Source organism: Nocardia transvalensis NBRC 15921 (assembly GCF_000308875.1).
Lineage (GTDB): Bacteria > Actinomycetota > Actinomycetes > Mycobacteriales > Mycobacteriaceae > Nocardia > Nocardia transvalensis.
This window is the reverse complement of the sequence record NZ_BAGL01000074.1, coordinates 1-23,562: the sequence shown is the minus strand read 5'-3', so window position 1 is coordinate 23,562 and position 23,562 is coordinate 1. Positions and strand designations below refer to the sequence as shown.

The window sequence follows — 23,562 nt, the reverse complement described above, 5'->3', positions numbered from 1 at the left end:
CATGAGGTCAGGTATCCACCCGGACTACCATCCGGTGATCTTCGAGGACGTGAGCACCGGCACGCGCTTCCTCACCCGGTCCACCGCCCTCGGCACCCGGACCGCGGAATGGACCGACGGGCAGAGCTATCCGCTCATCACCGTCGATGTCACCTCAGACTCGCACCCGTTCTGGACCGGCGCGAACCGCGTGCTGGACACCCAGGGCCGGGTGGAGAAGTTCGAACGCAAATACGGCAAACGGTCACGTGCCCAGGCGAATTCCGCCGTCCGGCCCGATCGAGGGGAGGGCTAGGCCATGGCGGTCCCCAAGCGGCGGATGTCGCGGGCGAACACCCGGAGCCGGCGGGCGAACTGGAAGGCGACGCCACCCGACCTGGTGCCGGTCGGCGTCGGTGGCGTCACCTACTCGGTGCCGCGGCGGCTGGTTGCCGCTGTACGCCGCGGCCTGATCGATCCGGAGAAGCTGTAACTTCCGGATCGATGCGAACGGCGGCCACCGTGTGCTGACGGTGGCCGCCGTCGTCGCGTGCTACCGCCCGCTCACCCTTCCTTGGCGGCGAGGTCGGCCAGTGCGGCCGCGAGGCGGAAGTACTTGTTGCCCGCCAGGTCGGCGATCGTCTTGACGCCCAGCGCATCCAGCAGCTTGGTGTCGTGGCTCTCGGTGAGCCCGGCCAGCGCCGAGGGCGGCGCGGCGAGGATCTCGGTCAGGGACTTGTTCTCGTATGCCTTGTCCAGGGCTTTGTCGAGCGACACGGTAACGGCCATAGGAATCTCCTTGAGAGCGAGTCGTGTTCGAGACAGCCGACGATAACTCGAAGTGTGCTCGTTTCGGGGGAAATTGCCGGGTTCGTCAGGAGACCGTCCGGTCGTCATGCATGCGACCGACGTGGATGATTTGCCCGAATTCGGCGACCGCGGCGTTACTGCTGGTATTGTGACGAGCAGCGCCGGATGGTCACCGGGCGATAGCCTTCAGATAGCTGCAAGACGAATTACGTACTGTTGGTACGTTTTTGAGCGATGAAAAAGTCTCACCGAAGTGATGCTTTCGTGCCCTCGCACCGGTACCCTCATCCGGGAGGGCGGGTTTTCCCGAGGTGATCGGGAGAACCCGCTCATCGCCACTCTCGAGCCCGATCGGGCATACGTCTTCCGGCGTCGTCATCAGCACGCATCCGTGTCCGGGTCTAACGCGTTGTGCCCGTGGGCCGTTGCGCGTTCTCCGGCCGCGTGGTGCCTTGCACCTTCTCCTGCCGCGTGGTGCCTTGCACATTCTCCTGCCGCGTTTCGTTGTCGCGGCCCGGCAGCGACAGATCGGGTAGCAGCGATTCCAGCCGCGCCAGCTGCTCGGCCACCAAGTCGGCCGGCGCCTCGAGCAGCGACAGCGGCCACGGCCAGTGCCGGTGCGACAGCCGCTCCACCTCCTGCTCCAGCTCGGTGACCGTCGCCTCCAAATCGCTGATCTCGGTGCGCAATTCGGCGATCTGAGCCAGCGCCGCCGCGACACCGTCCACCAGCGTGCGATTGCGACCCTGCTCGTCGGCGCCCAATTGCGGCCAGCCGGCCAGTCCGGGGCCGCGCTGCTGGATCTGGATGTCGCGCAGAATCGCGTCCTGTTCCGGCGTCAAGTCCCCATCCTCCTGTGCGTAAAAATCCCATTGGCCGAAGTCGTCGGCCAGCGCCTCGTTCACATCGCAGACGACGCCGTTGACGATGACCTGACGGGTCGTCTGGTGCAACTGCCGGCGTGCTTCGACATTGGTGCCGGACCAGGCGTCGGTCTGCCACGCCCAGTGTGCGACCCCGGCGTCCAGGGCCCGGCTGATCGACCAGTACCCGCCGTAGATCCCGACCCAGTGGGGGCCCAGGATGGTGCCGGCGCCGCGCAGGTAGGCGTTGATCGGCACCTGCTGGGCGGGCGTGGAATCGAAATCGGCCGCGAAGTAGATCGGCCGGTCGGTGCGGCCGCCGCAGCGCAGTACCTGCGCCAGGGCGGCCTGGGCGTCGAGGACCCCGGCATCGAATCCGGCGAGCATGCGGGTGGCGGAGGTCTCCCAGTTCGAGGCGATCGACACCCCGTGGGCGCGCAGATCGTCCGCCTCCTCGGGGGTCAGCAGCTTGCCGGGCAGCGTCGGGCCGCCGGGGGAGAGATAGCGGACCACGAAGTCGAAACCGGCGGCTCGGATCGCCGCGCCGCCGGGTCTGCCGGCCGCGTAGTCCAAGCCGAAACGCATGACTCCCACTGTAATTCGCGCAGGTCACCGCGCGCTGGCGCATCGGCGAACAATCCGTGCGGTTCGTGCCCGCCCCCGCCGCTCACCTACCTCGCGGTTCGTTCTCCAACCCGCGGACACCGCCGGTCCGGGCTGGTTCACTACTAGATGGCCGTGTGAGAGGCGTCACTTCCGGGCGCGGCGACCGCTCCTCGGAAGCGCACACCGGCCCGCGCGACCACAGGCACAACCGACACCCGAGAAACGGAGACCACGATGCCTGTTCGCACCACCACCTGGCCGCAAGGAACCCCCTGCTGGGTCGACTGCCAGGTCGATGATCCCGTCAAGGAGAGCGAGTTCTACACGGGCCTGTTCGGCTGGGAGATCCAGCTCGGCGACGACGAGTCCGGATATCTCATGGCCATGATGGACGGGCAGCCCGCCGCCGGCATCGGGCCCAAGCCCCAGCCCGATATGCCGTCGGCCTGGACCACCTACCTCGCCTCCGAGGATGTCGACGCCACCGCCGCCGCGGTGACCGAGGCGGGCGGCCAGCTCGTGGTGCCGCCCTTCGAGGTGCTCGACGCGGGCCGGATGTTCGTCGCCCTGGACACCGTCGGCGCGCCGTTCGCGGTCTGGCAGGCCCGCGCCCACAACGGCGCCGGGGTCTACAACGAGCACGGCGCCTTCTGCTGGAACGAATTGCACACCCGCCAGCTCGATGCCGCCCGGCGCTTCTACACCGCCGTCTTCGGCTACAGCTACACCGAGATCGGCGACGGGACGACCATGCGCTACACGATGTTCACCCCGCCCGGCGGCACCGACGCCGTCGGCGGCATGAACGACGACACCGTGCTGCCCGGCGATCCGATGCCCGCCTACTGGCTGACGTGGTTCCAGTTCGACAACGTCGACGAGGGCCTGGCCCGCGCCAACGACCTCGGCGGGGCGGCGATGATGCAGCCCACCGATTCACCGGCCGGTCGGATGGCTGTCCTCGCCGCTCCGCAGGGCGAATCGTTCGGCATCATCGACACCGCTGTCCGGGTGGGGGAGATGCCGCAGTAACGCAACTCACAGAGGAGCGGGCTGAAAATTTGCTGAGGGTTCTCAGCGGGGAGTTTGCTGGGGAATTTTGCGGTCTTTTAACACACCCTAGGGTGGGCTATCGACTCTTCGACACATTCCGTTACAAATCCGCAATACAGCAGGGTGAACCTACTGGCAGGTTCGTTTCGAGCCTGCGCGCCGGAGGCGGTGGCGCAACTGCTGAGGGAAAGTGTTCGAGAGTATGAAATTCAGGAAAGTCGCCGCAACATCAGCGCTGGTCATTGCGGCTCTCGGGGTCGCTGCCGGTACGTCCTACGCGCAGCCCGCCGCGGCGGACGACCCCGGTATCCACTACACCGCGAACGTGGTGGACAAGTCGGTGGTGGTCCAGACCGATGCCGGATCGCTGACCACCGATAACAACCAGCTCCAGGTGCGTGACGCCACCGGAAACGTGGTTGCTGGATTTCCGCTGAGCTATCTGCGGGACGGTCTGGAATATCCGATCGCGGCCCAGGCCGACGACGCCAACCAGGTGACGCTCACCCCGAGCGTGGATCCGGCCGCCGCGCACCCGGCCCCGATGCTGCACGACGTGGCCTCCCGCGAGGACATGGACGACGCGATGTCGAACGCCGGCACCGAATTCGCCCTCGCCACCGGCGTCGGCACGCTGGTCGGCACGGTCATCGGCCTGGCCGGCGGCTGCCTGCTGGGCGCGATCGCCGGCACCCCGTTCCTGGTCATCCCCGGCTGGATCGGCGGCTGCCTGACCGGCGCGGCCCTCGGCGCCCCGCTCGGCGCAGCGGCCGGCTTGGTCACGGTCGGCGGCGTCGCGGGCATCGCCGTAGCCGTCGAGTACTTCAGCCGCATCAACACGCCCCCGGCGGGGTGACCGGCCCCCGGCATTCCGGCGAAAAGCATGCCGGAATGCCGGGGAACGGACGCGGTGCGTGCCCGGTTGCCGGGGAACGGATGTGGTGCGTGCCTGCCGGGGAATGGACGCGGTGCGTGCCCGGTTGCCGGGGAACGGATGTGGTGCGTGCCTGCCGGGGAATGGACGCGGTGCGTGCCCGGTTGCCGGGGAACGGATGTGGTGCGTGCCGGGTTGCCGGGGAAGGGAGTGCGGGCGTGCTCCCTCCTCTTTTCCCGGCGCGCTTTTGGCCGGGATCTCACCGAGGATTCCGGCCAAAAGCGCGCCGGAAAACGTGGAATCGCCTGGGGGTGGTTCAGCCGACCGGGGTAGGTGTGCGCCGGGGGGCCGGGGCTGTGTCCGAAGGCATTTCGACCGTGGGGCGGGCGGAGCGGCTGCGGTCGGGGGCTACCAGGATGGCGGTGATGGGGATGGCCAGGGAGAGGGTGCCGAGGGCGAAGACGGGGACGAACAGGCCGAACAGGTCCTCGCCCGGGGGCTGGAGGACGGCGGGGTCCACCTCGACCCGGACTCCGGCCAGTCCGAGATAGTGCAGGCCGATGATCGCGAGGGCGAAGACGAGGGCTGCCCCGACCAGGATCGGCATCGCCCGGAACCGCGAGGTCACCCACAGCACCCCCAGCGACACCACGACGGCGATCGCGGTGGCGCCGGCGGTGGAGGCCAGGTTCATCTCGAAGGAGCCCTGCACCCCGACCGCGTTCATGCCGAGATAGTGCATGAGCCCGAGGCCGAGCCCCATGACCACGCCGCCGCCGGCCAGCCGCGCCGGATCCGTGCCGCGGCCGGAGATGAGCAGCCCGCCCAGCACGGAGATCACGGCGAGGACGGCCGCGAGCACCATGCTGGTCACGTCGTAGCGGATCGTCCCGACGGGCACGCCGACGCCGAGCATGGTGATGAAGACCGCCAGCCACGTCCCGATGCCGCCCAGCGATACCGCCGCCGCGGTCAGCCACACCAGCCGGAACTTCGCGGTGCGTGACATCGTCGACTGCCGCACGCACGCGAGGCCGACGACCGCCCCGGCCAGCGAGACGCCGAGGGCCAGGCCGAGCACCCAGTAACCCATCGAGAAGTAGTACATCGGTCCGAACCCCCTCAGCTCTGTGCGACGGTCTGCTGCTGTGCGGCGGTGAGGCGCTGGATCGCGTACTCGGTCACGGAGGCGAGCGCGCGCCGCACCTCGTTCGCGTCGCGGGCGTCGATATCGACCACCGGGACGTCGTCGCGGATGGTCAGCGCCTCGCGCAACTCGCCCACCGGGAAGCTCGGCGCGCCGGGAAACCGGTTGACCGCCACCAGGAACGGCAGGTTGCGCGCCTCGAAGAAGTCGACCACGGCGAAGCTGTCCTCGAGCCGCCGCGTATCCACCAGCACCACCGAGCCGATCGCGCCGCGGATCAGGTCGTCCCACATGAACCAGAACCGGCGCTGACCGGGCGTGCCGAACAGATACAGCGTCAGGTTGCCGGGGAGCATGATGCGGCCGAAATCCATGGCCACGGTGGTGGTTTCCTTGCCGGGGGTCGCCGACAGATCATCGATCCCGTCGGACACCCCTGTCACCATCGCCTCGGTGCGCAGCGGCACGATCTCCGAGACCGCGCCGACGAAGGTGGTTTTCCCCGCACCGAATCCGCCGGCCACCACGATCTTGGTCGAGGCGGTCCGGGGATCGGGGGCGGCGTCAGAGGGCACGAAGTCCACGCAGGGTCCTCTCCATCAGGGATCGGCGCTCATCGAAGCTCGCGTCGTCACTCAGCGTGGTGTACACCCGCATGGTGCCGGCGACCACGAGATCGCCGATCACCACCCGGATCATGCCGAGCGGTCGTTGCATATGGGCGGCGATCTCGGCGACCGACAGGCGGGCGGCACCGAGTCGCAGGATATCGGTCCGGACGTCGCCGACCGGCCAATCGAACTGATTCGCGTACGGCAGCGTCTCGATGACCGCCTCGAGCGGCAGGTCCACCGCGGGCTGGGTGCGACCGGCTGTCAGAGCGTAGGGCCGTACGCGCGTCGTCGGCCGACCGGCGCCGCCCCCGAAAGAATTGGACATCGCGCTCGCTAGACCGCCCGCGCTGTGGCTTGCACGACCGCCCCGACCCGGTCGACCAGGAGCGCCATCTCGTAGCCGATGCGGCCGATGTCGTGCTGCTTGTTGGCGAGCACGGCCAGATGCGAGCCGCCGTCGCCGACGCTCATCACCAATAAGTAGCCGCGCTGCATATCGACGACCGACTGCATCACCTTGCCGCCGTTGAACAGCTGCGCCGCGCCGGACGACAGGCTCGCCAGCCCGGCGGTGACCGCGGCGAGCTGCTCGGACCGGTCAGACGGCAGGTTCGGGCTGGTGGCCTGCAGCAGGCCGTCGGCCGAGACCAGCACCGCGTGGGAGACGCCGGGGACCTCTCTGGTGAAACGGGCGACCAGCCAGTTCAAATTCTCGTCGGTGGTCTGCTCGGTGTCGCTCATGAAAGGCCTCCGTCGTCGTTGTGCTGGGCGTCTGCTCGGCCGCTCCGGACACCACTCAGATGCCTGGACAGGTTGTTGCGGATCTCCTCGGGGTCGGGGGCGCCGCCCTGGTCAGCCGGTGTCAGGCCGCCCGGTACCAGCTGCGCTCCCGGCCGCCGGATCGGCAGGCCACCGGTCGTGCGATCGGTGGTCGCCGGCCGGGTGGCGCCGGCGGCGGCTGCCCAGCCGTCGTCGGCCGGGGAGGTCCACATCTCGGCCGGGGCCGCGGCCGAGGGTTCGACCAGCCACTCCGACACCATGCGCTGGTAGATCGGGGTGGCGGGTTCGCGCTTACCGGGCTCGGCCGACGACGGTGACGGCTCGGCCCGCGGTGCGGGGAATCCGGTCCGCGGCACCTCGAGCATGGTGGTGGGCGTCGCGTCGGCCGCGTGATCCCGGTGGTCCGCGAAATCCGCGGAGTCCGAGAAGTTCTCGCGGCCGCCGTAGCCCCGGCTGTCCTGGAAGTCGTCGCGGGCCCCGAAACTCCCGTGGTCCCGGAGGTTCTCGGGCTGCTCGGCATCCTCGTGACCGCGGAAGTCCCCGCTGTCCTCGAAGTCCCCGGCGTCTTCGAAGTCCCCGGTGTCTTCGTGATCCCGGAACGATCGCTGGTCCCGAAGATCCTCCTGGGCATGCATTTCCCGGAGGCTCCGGTAGCCCTGCGCGCTGTCCTGGAACGTCTCACGGTCCCCGAAGTCTTCGCGATCCTGCGAGCCCTCGCGCACCCCGAAGCTGTCGTGGTCCTCGAAGTCCCCGGCTCCCGCGAAGCTCTCGTGGTCCTCGAAGTCCCCGCGTGCTCCGAAGCTTTCGTGGTCCGGGGAGTCGTCCTGTGCCCCGAAGTCCTCGAGTTCCCGGGACTCCACGCGTGCTCCGAAGCCCCCGTCTCGGAGTGCGCCGCGGTTCAGGAATTCCGTCTCCTCGGACCGGGCTTGCGTCGGATCCTCGGGCTCGGCCCACATGTCGAGGGATGAGCTGTTCGAGGCGATCAGACCGTCGCGCGCGCTCGACTCCGACAGTGCGAACGGACGTTCCGCCGCGGCGGCCGACTCCTCCGACGCGCCGGGCCGGCGCTGCGGCAGGCCCGAGGTGGTCGTCGCGAATCGCGAGGTCTCGGGCAGATCCGGGACCGCGGACAGGAGTTGCTGCCGCGGATCGGTCGGTTCCGGATCGGCGCCGGGCATGGCGAACGACGCGGCGATCGGCTGCGGCCCGGTGGTGGCCTCCGGCGGCGACACCAGCGGACCGGGCAGGTGCACGCTCGCGGTGATGCCCGACTGGTGCGTCATCCCGGTCGTGCGCCGCATGCTCACGGTGATGGTGTGCCGCTTGGCGAGCCGGCCGACCACGAACAGGCCCATGCGCCGGGCGGTTTCGACGGTGACCTCACCGCCGGAGGCCAGCCGCTCGTTGATGCCGCGCAGGTCGTCGGCGGACATGCCCAGGCCGCGGTCGGTGATCTCGATCAGGTAGCCGCCGTCGACGGCCCGGTTCACCGAGACGGCCACCGGGGTGCTGGGCGGCGAGTAGCGCAGCGAGTTGTCGATCAGCTCGGCCAGCAGGTGTTCGATGTCGACGGCGGGCTCACCGGCGACGACACCGTCGGGCACCGACCCGATCTCGACCCGCTGGTAGTCCTCCACCTGCGAGACCGCACTCCACAGCATGTCCGACAGCGGCACCGGCGGCAGATGCCCGCGGCGCAGCGCGGTTCCGGCCAGCACCAGCAGGTTGTCGCCGTTGCGGCGCATGCGGGTGGCGAGGTGGTCGAGGCGGAACAGGCTCTGCAGCCGCCCCGGATGCTCCTCGTCGCGCTCCAGATCCTCGATCAGGTTCAGCTGCTGTTCGACGAGCGACTGGCTGCGCCGCGACAGGGTCTCGAACATGCTGCTGATCTGTAGTCGCAGGCGGGCCTGGTCGGCGGCCAGGTGGAGGGCTTGGCGGTGCATATCGTCGACGGCGCGGGCCAGCTGGCCGATCTCCTCGGTGGTCTGCACGTCGACGGGCACGATCTCGGGGGTGGCGCCGCCCTTGCGCACGACCGCGAGCTCGGCGGGCAGGTCCTCGTGGGCGACCTGCAACGCGTCGCGCCGCAGCCGCCGCACCGGAACCACCAGCGAGCGCGCCACTCCCAGCGCCAGCGCCAGGCCGGCGAGCAGCGTCACGACCACGGCGGCCACATCGCGCAGCACCTGGCCGCGCGCCTCGGTCAGGCTCTCCGCCAGGCTGTTGTCGATCAGGTCGACCAGCCGGTCGGTGGATTCGGTGTAGATGGTGGCGCTGGTCTTCAGCGAATCGGCGACGCCCGGGACGTTCATCGGCTCGACCGAGTTCTGGCCGAGGGCGTCGACCCGGGTCTGCAGCGAGGAGAGCAGGACATCGGGCCGGTCGGCCGACTCGGGGTACACCGCGGCGTACTGGTGGATGGTGGCCGACTCGCCGCCGGCGGACAGCAGCGCCTGGTTCACGAGTGCCGGATTGTTGCCGAGTTCCCCGCTGATGATCCAGAGCTGTTCCTGCGTGAACATCTGGCGCGCGATGGCGATGACGCCCATCTGCACGTAGTACCGCTCGATCGCGGTCTCGGTGGGGGTGGGCAGGGCGGAGATCGCGTTGTCGATGTGGGTGGCGATTTCGTCGGCCTGCTTGCCGATCTGCGACGGCGCCGTGCCGTGCCGGCTCTCGCGCAGCGTGCGGCCCGCGGCCAGCGCGTTCGTGATCGCGGTGGTGACGCGCTTGTCGGCCTTCGATATCTGCAGCGCCGCCTGCAGATTGGCCAGCGCCTGGTCGAAGTGGGCGGCGTCCTGGTCCAGCGCCGGCTCGGACCTGCGATCGCCGGCACCGCCGCTGGCGGCGGCCGTGACCGCGAGCTGGTTCGCGGCGGAGGTGTACTCCAGCATCGGCCGGATGATGCGGGCCTGATCGCTCGCGGTGTTCAGTTGGGAGATGGTGGACAGCTCGTCCTTGACGCGCAGGCCGGCGAATACCGAGGCGAGGACCACGGGCAGCAGCAGAACGATGCCGACCTTGCTCGTGACGGACAGGTTGGACAGATTCCTCTGCCATGGCCGCGGTGCAGTGCCCATCCCGCTCGTGTCGCCTCCGCTTGCTTATGGCCCTCCCGACCCGGGCGCGGTGCCGACCGCAAATGCCCGCCGGAGCTCGGAAAGCTCCCACTCGTGGCCGAATTCGTTGCCAAGGTGTAGCGGTCTTCGGGGTGTTTCCCGCGCAGAATCCAACTGGAGGTCTTCTTTTACGGCACGCAACATACCGTGTGGAGTGCTCGACGGCAATTCGGAGTTCACCACATGTGAGAGTCGATTACCGCTGCCCACAACGTGTTTCGGAAGCACTTTCGGCGGCCCGTTCGTGGTATGTCGCTAAATCGACTGGTCATCGGCTGGTCGACGTCCCAGGAAGATGCGGCGTGTCGCTTGTTTACTTCTCAGTGGACTCTCAGTCGCTGCGGTCAGACTGGTGCATATGCGCATATTGGTAGTCGATGACGATCGGGCGGTCCGCGAATCGCTGCGCCGATCGCTCACGTTCAACGGCTACTCGGTCGAACTGGCGGTCGACGGCGTCGACGCCCTGGACAAGGTGGGCGCGCAGCGTCCCGACGCCCTCGTTCTCGACGTGATGATGCCGCGGCTGGACGGCCTCGAGGTGTGCCGCCGGCTCCGTAGCACCGGTGACGACCTGCCGATACTGGTTCTGACCGCCCGCGATTCGGTGTCCGAGCGGGTCGCCGGCCTCGACGCCGGCGCCGACGACTATCTGCCCAAACCGTTCGCGCTCGAGGAATTGCTGGCCCGGTTGCGGGCGTTGCTGCGCCGGACCACCGCCGATGCCGCCGCCGACTCCTCGGAGGCGATGCGATTCGCCGATCTGTCGCTGGACCCGGTCACCCGCGAGGTCGCCCGGGGCGAACGGTCCATCAGCCTCACCCGCACCGAGTTCTCGCTGCTGGAGATGTTGATGGCCAATCCGCGCCGGGTGCTGACCCGCAGCCGCATTCTCGAGGAGGTGTGGGGCTACGACTTCCCCACCTCCGGTAACGCGCTCGAGGTATATATCGGCTACCTGCGCCGCAAGACCGAAGCCGAGGGCGAGCCCAGGCTGATTCACACCGTGCGTGGCGTCGGCTATGTGCTGCGCGAGACGCCGCCGTAGGAGTGCCGTAACCGTGGGAAGGACAGTTCCGCGCCAGCCGGTCGTCGCCGGGCTGCGGCCGCGGGGGGACGCGCACGAGCTGCGCCCGCCGATGCCGCTGACCCGCTCGGTATCGCTGCGCTGGCGGGTGACGCTGCTGGCGGCGTCGGTGGTGGCGGTGGCGGTGGCGCTGACCTCGATCGCCGCCTACACCCTGGTGGCGCGGGCGCTGTACGCCGATGTGGACAAGCAGTTGCGCGAGCGGGCCACGGGAATGGTCGACAGCAATCTCGACGCCTTCGACTACCAATCCTTCTTCTTGGTGGGAAGCCTGTACTCCAGTGACGTGTCCATCGCGCTCAAATATCCGAATATGGACCAGTGGGTGGCGCTGCCCCGGGAAACCAGCCCGCCCATAGGTCCGGAGGAATTGTCGGTCGCGCGCGGCCAGTCCACGTTCTCCCTGCGCACCAACGATAATCAGCGCGTGCTCGCCGAGCGCATGAAAACCGGTGCCACGCTGGTCATCTGGCAGCCGCTGCGGCCGACCCAGGAGGTGCTGGACCGGCTCGCCTGGCTGATGTTCGTGGTCGGCGGCGGCGGTGTGATCGTGGCCGCCGCAGCCGGGGCCACCGTCGGCCGGACCGGATTGCGGCCGGTCGCACGCCTGACCGCGGCCACCGAGCGGGTCGCCCGCACCGACGATCTGACACCCATCCCCGTCACCGGCGACGACGAACTGGCGCGCCTGACCGAGAGTTTCAACACCATGCTGCGGGCGCTGGCGGAATCGCGGGAGCGGCAGCGCCGCCTGGTCGCCGACGCCGGGCACGAACTGCGCACCCCGCTCACCTCGCTGCGGACCAATATGGAGTTGCTCATCGCCTCGCAGCGTCCGGGAGCGCCGCCCATTCCCGACCAGGACATGGCCGAACTGCGCTCGGACGTGATCGCGCAGATCGAGGAGTTGTCCACGCTGGTGGGCGATCTGGTGGATCTGGCCCGCGAGGACGCCCCCGAGACCGTCTACGAGCGGGTCGACCTGGGCGAGGTGGCCGAACGGGCGCTGGAGCGGGCTCGCCGCCGGCGCAGCGGTGTCGAATTCTCCGCCGAACTGCGGCCCTGGTTCATCTACGGGCACGAGGCCGGGCTGGAGCGGGCGATCCTGAACGTGCTCGACAATGCCGCGAAATGGAGCCCGATGGGTGCGCAGGTGCGCGCCGGAATGCGCGAGACCGGCCCGGGCCTGCTGGAATTCACGGTCGACGATGCGGGGCCGGGTATCCCGCCCGCCGAGCGGGAGCTGGTGTTCGAGCGCTTCTACCGGACCACGGCGTCGCGCTCGATGCCGGGATCCGGCCTGGGACTCGCCATCGTCAAGCAGGTCGTGACCAAACACGGCGGAACCATCACAATCGACTCATCCGATCGCGGCGGTGCGCTGATCCGCATCGTGCTGCCGGGTGAGGGTGCGCCACCCCCGGCCTGATGTCGGACACAGTCTCGGAGAACTGATAGCGCGGTCTCAGTCCGCTCTCAGTCCATGTCACCACCATGGTCGACAGACTCGAGGAGAAACGAGAGAAATGACCGAGGATTCGAAGGACAGGCGCGACGACCCGGCCGCGGAGCCCCCGAAGTCCGGCGGTGATCCGCAGGCGGAGCAGCACGCCCAGCCGGGGCCGTACGCGCCGCCACAGGGCGCCGGCGCGCCGCAGGGGAGCCAGGGCCCACAGGGCCCCGGCTCGTCCTTCCCGGGCGCCGCCGGACCGCAGCAGAGCCCGTGGGCGCCCCCGCCCGGCCCCTTCGCGCCGAAGGGCGGCCCGTACGCGCAGCAGGACCCGAACACCGAGGGTGCACAGCAGGGCGCTGAGGGCGCGTCCGCGCAGCATCCCGCCTATCCCGGCGCACAGCAGAACGCCGAAGGCGGGACCGCGCAGCAGGCCGCGTATCCCGGTGTCCAGCAGGGCGCTGAGGGCGTGGCGGCGCAGCAGGCCGCTTATCCCGGCGCACAGCAGAACGCCGAAGGCGCGTCGGGGCAGCAAGCCGCGTACCCAGGCGCACAGCCGAACGCCGAAGGGGCCACGGCGCAGTTCGCCGCTTACCCGGGTGCGCAGCAGGGCGCCGAAGGCGCGACCGCGCAGCACGCCGCCTATCCGGGCGCGGAGCACACCGCGCCGATTCCGCCGTATCCGCATGCGCCGGGTGGTCCGGGGCAGCCGGTCGGGTATCCGGCCGCCGTCCAGGAGCCGCGTAGCCGCGTCCGCACCGGACTGGTCGCGGGCGCGGTGGCGCTCGCCCTGGTGAGCGGTGGCGTCGGCGGGGCGGTCGGGGCCCTCGTGACCCATTCGGACGACAACGGCTCGGTGTCGACCAACGCGCTGAACGCCCCGCCGCCCAAGGCCGGTCAGCCCGCCGCCAACGCGCCCGCCGGCACCGTGCCCGCAGTCGCGCAGAAGGTGCTGCCCAGCGTCGTGATGATCCGCGTCGCCGGGGCCCGGGCCGAGGGCGAGGGGTCGGGCGTGGTGCTGTCCTCGGACGGCATGATCCTCACCAACAACCACGTCGCCAGCGGCGCGGGACAGAACGCCAAGATCCAGGTGCAGTTCAACGACGGCAGCGTCGCGGGCGCCACCATCGTCGGCCTCGATCCGATCTCCGATCTGGCCGTCATCAAGGCCGACAAGACCGGTCTCACCCCGATCGAACTGGGCTCGTCGCAGAACATCCAGGTCGGGCAGTCCGCGGTCGCGGTCGGCTCGCCGCTCGGGCTGGCCGGCACCGTGACCACCGGCATCGTGTCGGCGCTGAACCGGCCGGTGTCCACCAGCGGCGAACAGGGCCAGACCGGGTCGGTGATCTCCGCGATCCAGACCGACGCGCCGATCAACCCGGGCAACTCCGGCGGCGCGCTGGTCGACATGAACGGCAACCTCATCGGCATCAACACCGCGATCGCCACGCTGGGCTCCTCCGAACTCACCGGCCAGCAGAGCGGATCGATCGGCCTCGGCTTCGCGATCCCGGTCGACCAGGCCCGCCGCGTCGCCGACCAGCTGATCAAGACCGGCCACGCCACCTACGCCCAGGTCGGGCTGTCGGTGCGGCCGGCCGACGACCTCAACGGCGCGAGGGTGCTGGACGTGACCCCGGACGGCCCGGCCGCCAAGGCGGGCATCCCGAAGGACTCGGTGGTCACCAGGGTCGACGATCAGGTCATCGATTCGGGGAACGCCCTGGTCGCCGCGATCCGCTCGCATCAGCCCGGGGACAAGGTGAAGATCACCTTCACCGACGACAAGGGGCAGAACCCCAAGACGGTCGAGGTGACCCTCGCCGCGGCGCCCGCGGAGGGTGGCCGGTGATGCGCCGGCCGCGCCTCGTCAGCGTGCTGGACGACCGCCGCCCACAGCCCGGGGACACTGCGCCGATGTCACAGGTGGACGCTACGGTTAGCGGCATGGAAATCGATGCCGCATTGGCGGGCCGTGCACTTGTCGTGGTCGTCGACGACCGAACCGCGCACGGCGGTGTGGATTCGCTGGGACCGCTGGTCACGGAGCTGCTCACCGAGGCCGGATTCCTGGTGGACGCCACGGTGCTGGTGGCCAACGACGAGGTGGAGATCCGCAACGCGCTCAACACCGCGGTCATCGGCGGCGTCGATCTGGTGATCTCGGTGGGCGGCACCGGAATGTCCCCGCGCGACGTCACCCCGGAGGCCACCTCCGAGGTGCTCGACCGCGAGCTGACGGGGATCAGCGAGGCCCTGCGCTCCTCCGGCTTGGCCGCCGGTTCGCTCGACGCGGGCCTGTCCCGCGGCCTGGCCGGCGTCTCCGGCAGCACGCTCGTGGTCAACCTGCCCGGCACCCGGGCCGCCGTCCGCGACGGCATGGCGACGCTGAGCCCGCTGGCCGCCCGCGTCATAGACGAACTGTCCGGATTGGACGAGTGACGACCACCCCGCGCGACGACGAGCCGACCCCGCGTCCCCGCCCCTCCGGCGACCGGACGCGGGGTCGCGTGCGTCGGGAGTCCGACGCCGCGAAGCTCGCCCGTATCTTCGGTGAGACCCTCCCGCAAACATCCAGTGACGAGCGCGCCCCCGACGGGGATCGGCCCTCGTCGTCGGACGAGTGGCTGCGTTCGCAGGTGCCGCCGCACCACGGCTGAGTTACCGCATCACGGCTCTATCACAACGTCCCACTTGCGCCACCCCGTCGAAACCGCTCGGAATCCGAGTGCTCACAGCATTTATGCGTGCGTAGTGATATGTCCCAAAAAGTAGTGTGATCCAGATCACATCATGTTTACGGGTGCTTACGTTGTCACGCAGTCGCCGCTGCGTTTAATGTGCCATTTTGGGCTGCTCCACCTGCGGTTCCCAACGGCTTGGGTAAGACGTGCCGGCGTCGACCCCAACGGGACATGGCCCAGTCCCGACCGTTGGTTGTCGTTGCCGGAAATTTGGCGTCGGTTACACGACGGCAACAAACCAGCGACAAACTGAGTCGGGCCCGTAGGGACCGCTTCCAGCCTCGATGGTCGAGGCTGACTTGTTAGAACCTGATGAGGGGAAATATGAGCGAGAACCGCACCATCGGTGTGCGGCGTGGTGCCCGCTTCGCGGGCATCGGTGCTGCCGCTGCCGTGGCCATCGGCCTTTTCTCTACCGGTGCAGCCAACGCCGACACCTTCGTACCGTTGCCGGACGGTCAGAAGGCTGGCCCCAACGGCGTTGTGATCACGCGCACCGGGGAACACGCCACCATCTCACCGTCGCTGGCGGCCAACGGCGCTGGTCGCAGCGTCTGGGTCTCGGGCAATGCCATCGCCGACGTGCCGAACGCCCCCGAAGCCGAAGTGGGCCCGAACAACGGCCCGCTGAACTCGCCGGGGACGAACAACTCGTCCACGCACGGCGCGTCCCAGGTCAGCTCCGGGTACATCGTCGGCTGCCAGGTCAACATCGGTTCGGATGCCATCTCGGCCGGTCTGTCCGGCGGCATCAGCATGACCGACGCCAGCATCGGCGGCTCGATCGGCCTGGAACTCGGCCCCGGCGAAGTGAAGTTCGTCCAGATCGACTACAAGGACATCACCAAGCCCGGCCGCTACTCCGTCGAGTACCAGGACGCGGAGATTCAGCTCCAGAATTGCGCGGGCTACGCCCAGGCGCGGTCGTACACCGTCGTCGAGGTCGTGGGTAACCACTACTCGAAGACCACCCTCTATGGGCAGCCGTTCTCCATCGGCTGATCGATTCCGCCAAATCCATTCCCGCATAAAGCGATTCACCCTAGAGGGACCTCATTATGAACATTCGTAAGACCGTGGCTCGCGCGGCCGGTATCGGTGCTGTCGCCACCGCCGCCCTGGGCCTTTTCTCGACCGGCGCGGCCAACGCCGATACGTTCGTGCCGCTGCCGGGCGCCGACCTCACCAAGACCCTGTCCGACGGCACCGTCGTGCACATCTGGCTGGACGGCGAGTCGGCGAACATCAACCCGTCGCTGGGCTCGACTCCGGTGCACCGCAACGCCTGGGTTTCCGGCAACGCCCATGTCGAGGTGTCCGGTGACACCACCGCCACCGGCGGCAGCATCTACCCGGGCTACGTCGTCGGTTGCCAGGTCAACATCGACGGCGGCGGCGTCAACGGCGGTCCCGAAGTGGGCGCGTCGTGGGATTCCGAAGGCACCGTCACCCCGTCCGCCAAGGGCAGCGGCGGCGGCGGCGACCTGACCCTCGGACCCGGTCAGGCGCAGTCGTTCTACGTGCTCGATCTCGAGCAGGCCGACGACTACGGCAACGAGGCGCACAAGAAGCGCAACAAGTTCAAGGGCAGTGACGGCTCGGTGGCGTGGTCCGACGAGACCATCGGCCTGAGCGGTTGCGGCGGCTACGCGCAGGCGCGGTCGTTCGTCAGCGTGGAGGTCGAGACCGACAACGTCATCACCTGGGTGACGGTGTGGGGCCAGCCCTTCAGCATCGGCTGATCGGGTCCGGGTGGGCCCGGTGCGCGCAGCACCGGGCCCATCACCGAATTCCGGCTCCCGCGTTCAGGATTCGTGCCGGCCGCCCGCGCTCTTGCTGCCCTCGGCGAGCAGATCGCGGATCTCGGTGAGCAGTTCGAGTTCGGTGGCCTCGTCCTTGCTGGCGGCGCCCCAGCGCTTCTTGGCCTTGGCGGCGGGCAGCACCAGGACGAAGTACAGGATGAGCGCGATGATCACGAAGTTGATCGCCGCGGTGACGATCGGGCCGATCGCGATGAAGGTCGCCGGTTTGTCCGCGACGAGCTGAACACCCCAGCCGAGTTCGTTGCGCTCGCCGAAGATCGCGAGCAGCGGGTTGACGATCCCGTTGGTGAACGCCGTGACGATGGCGACGAATGCGGTACCCATCACCACCGCGACCGCCAGATCGATCACGTTCCCGCGAATCAGGAACTCTTTGAAACCCTTCAGCATTGCGGCTCCTGTCTCATCGCCGCGCCCCACTGATCGGTAGAACTGCTGGCCGTGGCGTTTCGCGCGGTGGATGGCTGCTATCGGATCGGGTAAACCGGATGCTACTCGAGTTCCAGGCAAATGTTCGGCCAACATTGCGAAGGCAGGCCGGACTAATGGCACACGACGGTCAGCGCGGTCCGGAGCGAGGCCGCGGCCACGGCGGTCGCGTGGGCGGCCGCCAGCGCGAGGAGGACGACGCGGTCGTCGGATCCGCGGCCGGACTTCCCGACGCCCGCGATCAGCACGACCACGGCATCGGTCGCCAGCGTGCGGGGCGGTCCCGGACCGTGCGCGCCCTCGGCCGCCTCGTCGGCCGCGATCACGTCGACCCGGTCGCCGGTGCGCAGGATATCGGCGACGGCGTTGTCCGCCAGGCGAATCGGGACGATCCGGGCGTCGGGCGTGCCGGTCGCGGCGGTTGCCAGGCGGGAACCGACCACTCGCAGATCGGTGAGAATCTCACCACCGTGTACCGCGCCACTGACCGTCGCGCCCAGTAGTGGCGTGACCTCGTGTAATGCCCCATCCGGCAGTGTCCCGGCGGAAAAGGCGGCGACGCGCAGATCGCCCGCGGCCAGGACCCGTCCGGGCGCGAGATCGTGAGCCGCGACGACCACCGCGCTCTCGTGGCGTCCCGGATCGCCGCGCACCAGCAGCGCGCCGGCCAGGACGGCGAGCGCCACCGCGAGCAGCCGCCGCAGCAGAGTGGAATCGGCCCAAGCGGGCCGGTACCGGGACGTCAGGTACCGGCGGGGCTCACGGCCGAGGTCGGCGTCGAGGCGTGGTCGTTTCATACCCCGGAACGCTACGGTCGGCGCATCCGGGGACCATGAGAAATCGGCTGGTCACAGCCGGGCTGTGGATAACTGGAAAGCTGTGGGCAACTCGCCCGGAACGAGACCCGTCAGGCGACGGCGGAACCGGTGGACGCCGTGCTGGATCCGGTCGAGCCGGCCTTCGTGGACGAGCCCGAATCCGAGGACCCGGAACTCGACGACCCGGAACTCGAGGACTCCGACGAGCCCGAGGAGGCCCCGCTGTCCGACTTGGCCGGATCGCTCGCGGTCGAGGAGCCGTTGCGGCTGTCGGTGCGGTAGAAACCGCTGCCCTTGAAGACGATCCCGACCGAGTTGAAGAGCTTGCGCAGCTTCCCGTCGCACTTCTGGCATGTGGTGAGGGCGTCGTCAGAGAACGACTGCACGATGTCGAACTTGTCACCACACTGCGTGCACTGATACGAGTAAGTAGGCACAGGAACCTCCACAGTCTCCGTCGTTAGCACTCTACAGCCGACAGTGCCAACAGTGCCAATTCACGATTGATTCCCGGTCGCGCCGCCCAGCCGCCGCAGCCCGCCGCCCGGTGTCAGGACCCAGCCCATCCGCCGGTCGTGGGGCTCCTCGGGCAGCCGGTCCACCAGCTCATCGTCCCGCACGACCACGATCAGCCGGGCGTCGGGGTGTGCCGCGGGCAGGGTGCGGTCGTAGTATCCCGCGCCGCGGCCCAGCCGCACCCCGCGCCGGTCGACGGCCAGCGCGGGCACCAGGATCACCCGCGCCGATTCGATTGCGGCGGGCGGCATTCGGTCGCCGGCCGGTTCCAGCAGTCCGTAGCGCGCCCGGCGCAGCGCGCCGGTCCCGGTGTACTCGGCCCACTCCAGCGGTCCGGGCGGCCCGGTGACCGGCAGCAACACCCGGGCTCCCGCCGCGCGCAGCGCGTCCAGCATGGCCGTGGAACCGGGCTCGCCGCCCACCGGCACGTACGCGGCGACCCAGTCGCCCGCCGCCAGGTCGGCGGCCAGCCGGGTCGCGGCCGCGGCGAGCGCCGCCGCCTCGGCCTCGCGGACCGGCGCCGTCACCTCCGCGCGGCGCGCCGACAGTTCCGCGCGCCACCGGTGCTTATCGCGCTGACCAGCGTTGTTCACGCGACCACGATAGGCCCGCGCCGCACGTGATCTGCCACGCGTCCGGGTTTCCCCGCCGGTTCGCCGGGTAATCGGAGGCCATCAACAGCCGAGCGTCGGCCGGGTTCTCGGCGGCTGCCTCGCCCGCGGTGCGAGCCGGACCCGTCGAGTGAACACCGGGTGCGGCGCGTCCCGAAGGGACGGCGGCCGGCAAGCGTCTTCTCCCGGCTACGCATAGGCTCTCCGCAATGCCGGGCCCGGTCGAAGCAGGTCCGGCCGACGAATCCGATGGATAGGGTGTGCCTTATGACAGCTGACGCCGGAACGGGCGCGACGCAGCCCGCACAGGCCTGTTTCCGCACGGCGGTGGTGCCCGCGGCGGGGCTCGGGACACGGTTCCTGCCCGTCACCAAGACCGTGCCGAAGGAACTGCTGCCGGTGGTGGACACACCCGGCATCGAGCTGGTCGCCGCCGAGGCGGCGGAGTCGGGCGCCAGTCGCCTGGTTATCGTCACCTCGCCGGGCAAGGACGGCGTGGTCGCCCACTTCGTCGAGGATCTGGTGCTGGAGAGCACCCTGGCCGAGCGCGGCAAGTTCCAGCTGCTGGAGAAGGTGCGCAAGGCGCCCGGCCTGCTGGACGTGACCTCCGTCGTGCAGGAGGAGCCGCTGGGCCTCGGCCACGCCGTCGCGCAGGCCGAGGCGGTGCTCGACACGGACGAGGACGCGCTCGCGGTGCTGCTGCCCGACGACCTGGTGCTGCCGAGCGGTGTGCTCGAGGTGATGGCCCGGGTGCGGCGCAAGCGCGGCGGCAGCGTGCTGTGCGCGATCGACGTCCCCAAGGAGCAGGTCAGCGCCTACGGCGTCTTCGATGTGGAGTCGGTCCCGGACGCGGTGAATCCGAATGTGTTGCGCGTCAAGAGCATGGTCGAGAAGCCCGCCCTCGCCGACGCGCCGTCGACCTTCGCCGCCGCCGGCCGCTATCTGCTCGATCGCGCCATCTTCGACGCGCTGCGCCGCATCGAGCCTGGTGCGGGCGGTGAGCTGCAGCTCACCGACGCCATCTCGCTGCTGATCGCCGAGGGTCATCCGGTTCATGTGGTGGTGCACCGTGGGTCGCGCCACGACCTGGGCAACCCGGGCGGTTATCTTCGTGCTGCGGTCGATTTCGCTTTGGAGCGAGACGAATACGGCCCCGCGCTGCGTGAGTGGCTGGAGCGTCGGCTCGCTCCCGACTGGAATCCGCAGCTGACCTCGTCCGAGTGACGGGGGCGGCTCGGTTTCTCGTCGTGCGGGGTCGGTGGGACGCCGGACTATGAGGGAAGGGCTGCATGCGCTCGGTTGAGGACCAGCAGATCAAGGTGACCGCGGCGGCCGTCGCCCCGCGGCCCGTCCGGGTCGCGATCTCCGAGGCCCAGGGTCTGCTGTGCGCCGAGGACGTCGTGACGGAGCGTCCGCTCCCGGGTTTCGACCAGGCGGCCATCGACGGATACGCGGTACGCAGCGTCGACGTGCAGGGCGCGGGCGCCGATATCCGCGACGAGGACGGCGATCCGATCGATCTGTCGCTGCCCGTGGTCGGCGAGGTGGCCGCGGGCTCGCGCCAGCCGATCCGGTTGCAGCCGCGCCAGACCGTCCGGGTGGACACCGGCGCGCCGCTGCCGACGCTCGCGGACGCGGTGCTGCCGCTGGACTTCACCGACGGCGACCGCGTCCGGATCAAGGTGTACGAGCCGGTGCGCTCGGGCGATTACGTGCGCCGCATCGGTGACGACGTGCAGCCGGGCGATATCGCGGTGCGCGCGGGCACCATCATCGGTGCCGCGCAGGTCGGGCTGCTGGCGGCGGTCGGCCGCGACAAGGTGCTGGTGCATCCGCGGCCGCGGCTGTCGGTGATCTCGATCGGCGGCGAACTGGTCGATGTCGATCGGACCCCGGGTCCAGGTCAGGTCTACGACGTGAACTCCTACGCGCTGGCCGCCGCGGCCCGCGACGCCGGGGCCGATGTGAACCGGGTCGGCATCGTGAGCGCCGATCCGAGGCGACTGCGCGATGTGGTCGAGGGCCAGCTGGTCCGCTCCGAGGTGGTGGTGATCGCCGGGGCGGTCGGCGGCTGGGCCTCCGAGCAGATCCGCGAGGCCCTGTCGGGTCTGGGCGAACTGGAGATCGACCGGGTCGCGATGCATCCCGGCTCGGTCCAGGGCTTCGGGCGGCTCGGGCGCGACGAGGTGCCGACCTTCCTGCTGCCCTCGAATCCCGTTGGCGCACTGGTGGTCTTCGAGGTGATGGTGCGGCCGCTGATCCGGATCGCGCTGGGCCGGCGGCATCCGATGCGGCGGGTGGTGCGGGCCCGCACCATCATGCCGATCAGCTCGATGGCCGGCCGCCGCGGCTATCTGCGGGCGCAGCTCATGCGCGACGAGCAGACCAGCGAGTATCTCGTACAGCCGTTGGGCGGCAACGGATCCTCGCATCTGCTGTCCACCCTCGCCGAGGCCAACAGCCTGATCGTCCTGGATCCGGATGTCACCGAGGTGCGCACCGGTGACGAGGTTCAGGTCGCGTTTCTCGCGCAGCGCGGGTGAGATGTGGACATGAACGTGTTCCGGGCCGCGCAACACCCGGGCTGGCCCGCTCATCTCGGCCCCGTGCGAGTCGCCGCCGGACAGGTCAGCCTGCGTCCGATCCGGTTGCGGGACGCCACCGCGTGGGCCCGCATCCGGGTCCGTGATCGCGAACATCTGGAGCCGTGGGAGCCGACCGGGCGCGGGTCGTGGGAGGCCCGCAATCACCCGTCCAACTGGCCGTCGCTGTGGTCGAGCCTGAAGGGCGAGGCGCGCCGCGGGGCGATGATCCCGCTGGTGATCGAGGTCGACGGCGCGTTCTCCGGGCAGCTCACCGTCGGCAATATCGTGCGGGGCGCGCTACGCTCGGCGTGGATCGGCTACTGGGTCGCCAAAGACGTTGGCGGACAGGGTGTTGCGACGGCGGCGCTGGCGCTGGGGCTCGACCACTGCTTCGGGCCGGTCGGCCTGCACCGGGTGGAGGCGACCGTCCGGCCGGAGAATCTGGCCAGTCAGGCGGTGCTGCGGAACGTCGGTTTCCGCGAGGAGGGCCTGCTGCGCCGCTATCTCGACGTCGACGGCTCGTGGCGTGATCATCTGCTGGTCGCGATGACGTCCGAGGAGGTCACGGGCACCGTCGTCCAGCGGTTGGTCCGGGCGGGGCGCGCTCACCTGAGCTGATGCCCAGCTTGTTACTCATGAGGCAGGTGTGGGCGGCGCGCCTGCGGGATATTCCTGAGGCGCGGCACTAGCCTACGGACGTCGGTGGTGCGTCCCGCATTACCGGAAGGGAGCCTGCGAAGTGACCCGACGAGGCGGCGGTGCTACCGGCGCGACGACGGGGCCCTGCGCCGGTGCCGAGGTGACGACCGTCGAAGGGACAACGGCCAGGCGGGGACGGAGGTGTGAGCGCGATGCCGAATTCGATCTTGTGGGTCGGCCTGGTCGTGCTCTGGGTCTTCGTGCTGTTCCCGATGCTCGCCGACCGGCATCCGCGCATCCGTCGTACGACCGATGCCGCGCTGGCCACCCGAGTGTTGCATCGTGGCGGCACCAAGCGACGCATGAAGCAAGGCCCGGCCGCCGGGCACGAATCCGACCCGGACTGGGTACCGACCCGCGTGCAGAGAAAGCTTTCCCACGGCGATGATGCGGAGGATCGGATGACGACATCGGCAGATGACACCGTCACCGAGCACGACGAGACCGCCCGCGACCGCGATCCGACGGTGGCCGACACCGACGGCGAGATCCTCGACGCCGAGATCGATGAGGCCGACGCCGACGCGGTCCCCGGCGACGACGATGCCGAGCGCGACTCCGCCGATCCGGCGTTCGACGACAGAGATCCCGCGGCCGGCTACGACGAGGACGCCGACGAGAGCCGGCTCGTGGCCCGGATCCCCCCGGCGCCGTCGTCGGCGGATTCCGCGCGGCTGCCCGAGCCGGTCGAATCCGATTCCGGCGCCGAGGATTTCGTGCCGAGCCGGCGCGGCCGCGGCGGTTACGATCCGGAATCCGACGCGATGGCGCGCCGCGTGCGCTACCGGTTCCGCCAGCGCACCGCGCTCGGCCTGACGCTGAGCGCGCTGATGTTCGGCGGATTCGCCTTCGCGGTCACGCCGGTGCTGTGGTGGGCCTGCGCCCTGGCCGTCGTGACGCTGGGCGGTTACCTGGCCTACCTGCGGCGTCAGGTGCGGCTGGAGGAGGATAT

The 23,562-nt window shown here is 69.5% G+C and carries 26 protein-coding genes; 15 read left to right on the top strand and 11 right to left on the bottom strand.

The features are described 5' to 3' along the window. Nucleotide 1 precedes the first annotated feature (1 nt). Both ON41_RS27080 and rpmF read left to right on the top strand, forming a co-directional pair. Entirely contained in the window at nucleotides 2-295 is a 294-nt protein-coding gene (locus ON41_RS27080) for a type B 50S ribosomal protein L31 (protein WP_040750657.1), read from the top strand. 3 nt (nucleotides 296-298) lie between these two features. Next, entirely contained in the window at nucleotides 299-472 is a 174-nt protein-coding gene (rpmF, locus tag ON41_RS27075) for a 50S ribosomal protein L32 (RefSeq protein ID WP_040750656.1), read from the top strand. 71 nt (nucleotides 473-543) lie between these two features. Here rpmF and ON41_RS27070 read toward each other — a convergent pair whose 3' ends face one another. Both ON41_RS27070 and ON41_RS27065 read right to left on the bottom strand, forming a co-directional pair. Further along, on the bottom strand, nucleotides 544-768 hold the full coding sequence (locus ON41_RS27070; RefSeq protein WP_040750655.1) for a hypothetical protein: 225 nt from the start codon (nucleotides 766-768) through the stop codon (nucleotides 544-546). A 422-nt stretch (nucleotides 769-1,190) separates the two neighbouring features. Next, a complete protein-coding gene (locus tag ON41_RS27065; protein ID WP_157185638.1) occupies nucleotides 1,191-2,237 on the bottom strand; it encodes a DUF1906 domain-containing protein in 1,047 nt (348 codons plus the stop codon). Nucleotides 2,238-2,492: 255 nt separating this feature from the next. Between ON41_RS27065 and ON41_RS27060 the strand changes: the two genes are divergently transcribed. Further along, a complete protein-coding gene (locus tag ON41_RS27060) occupies nucleotides 2,493-3,290 on the top strand; it encodes a VOC family protein (RefSeq protein WP_040750654.1) in 798 nt (265 codons plus the stop codon). 223 nt (nucleotides 3,291-3,513) lie between these two features. Beyond that, nucleotides 3,514-4,167 carry a DUF8020 domain-containing protein gene (locus ON41_RS41170; RefSeq protein WP_040750653.1) on the top strand — a complete coding sequence of 218 codons (654 nt, stop codon included), beginning with the start codon at nucleotides 3,514-3,516 and terminating at the stop codon, nucleotides 4,165-4,167. A gap of 334 nt (nucleotides 4,168-4,501) precedes the next feature. Here ON41_RS41170 and ON41_RS27050 read toward each other — a convergent pair whose 3' ends face one another. The 5 genes from ON41_RS27050 to ON41_RS39340 are packed head-to-tail and all read right to left on the bottom strand — an operon-like array spanning nucleotide 4,502 to nucleotide 9,806. Further along, a complete protein-coding gene (locus ON41_RS27050; RefSeq protein WP_051162585.1) occupies nucleotides 4,502-5,293 on the bottom strand; it encodes an MHYT domain-containing protein in 792 nt (263 codons plus the stop codon). Between the two features lie 14 nt (nucleotides 5,294-5,307). Continuing rightward, entirely contained in the window at nucleotides 5,308-5,916 is a 609-nt protein-coding gene (locus tag ON41_RS27045; RefSeq protein WP_040750652.1) for a GTP-binding protein, read from the bottom strand. Further along, on the bottom strand, nucleotides 5,897-6,271 hold the full coding sequence (locus ON41_RS27040; RefSeq protein WP_051162583.1) for a DUF742 domain-containing protein: 375 nt from the start codon (nucleotides 6,269-6,271) through the stop codon (nucleotides 5,897-5,899). The genes ON41_RS27045 and ON41_RS27040 overlap by 20 nt, the downstream gene beginning before the upstream one ends. Nucleotides 6,272-6,279: 8 nt before the next feature. After that, nucleotides 6,280-6,687, bottom strand: a complete 408-nt coding sequence (locus ON41_RS27035; protein ID WP_040750651.1) for a roadblock/LC7 domain-containing protein — start codon at nucleotides 6,685-6,687, stop codon at nucleotides 6,280-6,282. Continuing rightward, complete coding sequence (locus tag ON41_RS39340; RefSeq protein WP_051162581.1) at nucleotides 6,684-9,806, bottom strand: sensor histidine kinase; 3,123 nt, start codon at nucleotides 9,804-9,806, stop codon at nucleotides 6,684-6,686. Before ON41_RS39340 ends, ON41_RS27035 begins: the two co-directional genes overlap by 4 nt. 397 nt (nucleotides 9,807-10,203) lie before the next feature. On the opposite strand from ON41_RS39340, the gene ON41_RS27025 reads away from it, so the two are divergent. From ON41_RS27025 to ON41_RS26995, 7 genes are all read left to right on the top strand, one after another. After that, nucleotides 10,204-10,893 carry a response regulator transcription factor gene (locus ON41_RS27025; protein ID WP_040750650.1) on the top strand — a complete coding sequence of 230 codons (690 nt, stop codon included), beginning with the start codon at nucleotides 10,204-10,206 and terminating at the stop codon, nucleotides 10,891-10,893. 91 nt (nucleotides 10,894-10,984) lie between these two features. Continuing rightward, a complete protein-coding gene (locus ON41_RS27020; RefSeq protein WP_246461474.1) occupies nucleotides 10,985-12,361 on the top strand; it encodes a HAMP domain-containing sensor histidine kinase in 1,377 nt (458 codons plus the stop codon). 490 nt (nucleotides 12,362-12,851) lie between these two features. Next, the gene (locus ON41_RS27015; protein ID WP_420832140.1) at nucleotides 12,852-14,237 is read left to right on the top strand and encodes a S1C family serine protease; all 1,386 of its coding nucleotides are present in this window, start codon (nucleotides 12,852-12,854) and stop codon (nucleotides 14,235-14,237) included. A gap of 95 nt (nucleotides 14,238-14,332) precedes the next feature. Continuing rightward, nucleotides 14,333-14,827 carry a MogA/MoaB family molybdenum cofactor biosynthesis protein gene (locus ON41_RS27010; protein WP_085995822.1) on the top strand — a complete coding sequence of 165 codons (495 nt, stop codon included), beginning with the start codon at nucleotides 14,333-14,335 and terminating at the stop codon, nucleotides 14,825-14,827. Further along, nucleotides 14,824-15,045 (top strand): hypothetical protein, encoded by a 222-nt coding sequence (locus tag ON41_RS27005; protein WP_040750648.1) that lies wholly within the window; start codon nucleotides 14,824-14,826, stop codon nucleotides 15,043-15,045. Before ON41_RS27010 ends, ON41_RS27005 begins: the two co-directional genes overlap by 4 nt. A gap of 408 nt (nucleotides 15,046-15,453) precedes the next feature. After that, nucleotides 15,454-16,131: an MspA family porin gene (locus ON41_RS27000; RefSeq protein ID WP_040750647.1), complete on the top strand. Its 678-nt coding sequence runs from the start codon at nucleotides 15,454-15,456 to the stop codon at nucleotides 16,129-16,131. Between the two features lie 56 nt (nucleotides 16,132-16,187). Beyond that, nucleotides 16,188-16,871 carry an MspA family porin gene (locus tag ON41_RS26995; protein ID WP_040750646.1) on the top strand — a complete coding sequence of 228 codons (684 nt, stop codon included), beginning with the start codon at nucleotides 16,188-16,190 and terminating at the stop codon, nucleotides 16,869-16,871. Between the two features lie 63 nt (nucleotides 16,872-16,934). On the opposite strand, the gene mscL is transcribed toward ON41_RS26995, so the two are convergent. From mscL to ON41_RS26980, 4 genes are all read right to left on the bottom strand, one after another. Beyond that, entirely contained in the window at nucleotides 16,935-17,342 is a 408-nt protein-coding gene (gene mscL, locus ON41_RS26990) for a large conductance mechanosensitive channel protein MscL (RefSeq protein ID WP_040750645.1), read from the bottom strand. Nucleotides 17,343-17,494: 152 nt separating this feature from the next. Then, nucleotides 17,495-18,178 (bottom strand): SAF domain-containing protein, encoded by a 684-nt coding sequence (locus ON41_RS26985; RefSeq protein ID WP_246460983.1) that lies wholly within the window; start codon nucleotides 18,176-18,178, stop codon nucleotides 17,495-17,497. Nucleotides 18,179-18,288: 110 nt separating this feature from the next. Beyond that, nucleotides 18,289-18,636 (bottom strand): FmdB family zinc ribbon protein, encoded by a 348-nt coding sequence (locus tag ON41_RS40645; RefSeq protein ID WP_083905674.1) that lies wholly within the window; start codon nucleotides 18,634-18,636, stop codon nucleotides 18,289-18,291. A 60-nt stretch (nucleotides 18,637-18,696) separates the two neighbouring features. After that, the gene (locus ON41_RS26980) at nucleotides 18,697-19,308 is read right to left on the bottom strand and encodes a 5-formyltetrahydrofolate cyclo-ligase (RefSeq protein ID WP_040750644.1); all 612 of its coding nucleotides are present in this window, start codon (nucleotides 19,306-19,308) and stop codon (nucleotides 18,697-18,699) included. Between the two features lie 285 nt (nucleotides 19,309-19,593). Here ON41_RS26980 and ON41_RS26975 point away from each other — a divergent pair, with 285 nt between their 5' ends. From ON41_RS26975 to sepX, 4 genes are all read left to right on the top strand, one after another. Then, nucleotides 19,594-20,550, top strand: coding sequence for a UTP--glucose-1-phosphate uridylyltransferase (locus tag ON41_RS26975; protein ID WP_051162578.1), 957 nt, complete (start codon nucleotides 19,594-19,596; stop codon nucleotides 20,548-20,550). A gap of 65 nt (nucleotides 20,551-20,615) precedes the next feature. Next, nucleotides 20,616-21,869, top strand: coding sequence for a molybdotransferase-like divisome protein Glp (gene glp, locus ON41_RS26970; protein ID WP_040750643.1), 1,254 nt, complete (start codon nucleotides 20,616-20,618; stop codon nucleotides 21,867-21,869). Nucleotides 21,870-21,878: 9 nt separating this feature from the next. Beyond that, a complete protein-coding gene (locus tag ON41_RS26965; protein WP_085995825.1) occupies nucleotides 21,879-22,529 on the top strand; it encodes a GNAT family N-acetyltransferase in 651 nt (216 codons plus the stop codon). 233 nt (nucleotides 22,530-22,762) lie between these two features. Beyond that, nucleotides 22,763-23,562, top strand: an 800-nt coding sequence (gene sepX, locus ON41_RS26960; RefSeq protein ID WP_040750667.1) for a divisome protein SepX/GlpR, incomplete at its 3' end; no start/stop codon positions are given.